The organism is Roseospira navarrensis (genome assembly GCF_009601025.1).
Taxonomy (GTDB): domain Bacteria; phylum Pseudomonadota; class Alphaproteobacteria; order Rhodospirillales; family Rhodospirillaceae; genus Rhodospira; species Rhodospira navarrensis.
This window is the reverse complement of the sequence record NZ_WIVE01000185.1, coordinates 1-455: the sequence shown is the minus strand read 5'-3', so window position 1 is coordinate 455 and position 455 is coordinate 1. Positions and strand designations below refer to the sequence as shown.

The window sequence follows — 455 nt, the reverse complement described above, 5'->3', positions numbered from 1 at the left end:
ATGCCCGCCTCCCGCGTTCGGTATCCTTCATGATACCAAATCCGGGAATGCATAGCGAACGCTATTTGAGCCATAATCTATCGGCCGACATCGCCCTCAACCGCATCATGAAGGCCACCGTTATCCGTTTGGCGGGGATCGCGCGCAGCCAAGCGAACCGGCGCCGGCTTCAGGACCTGGCGTTCGCCTATACCGATATCGCGCAGGTCCCCGTGACCGCCCTGCGGTGGGATCAGGTGGTTCTGGATCGAACCAACAACCGCTGGGCGGATCTGCTGAAGCTGGCGAAGCTGCTACTGTCGGATCAGTTCCAGACCACGACCAGCGGGCTAGGCACCGGCTATTCCCTGCTGTTCGACATGAATGTGCTATTCGAGGAAAAGGCTTATCCCTTTGAGTCCGGGACCACATCATGTGGTGACAGGTGGCCTGAAACGGCGTAGAACATAACGTGA

The 455-nt window shown here is 58.2% G+C and carries 1 protein-coding gene; it reads left to right on the top strand.

Annotated elements, in window-relative coordinates; genetic code table 11:
- The coding region (locus GHC57_RS19200; protein WP_246152530.1) for an McrC family protein at nt 1-443 on the top strand (443 nt) is incomplete at its 5' end.
- Nucleotides 444-455 lie beyond the last annotated feature (12 nt).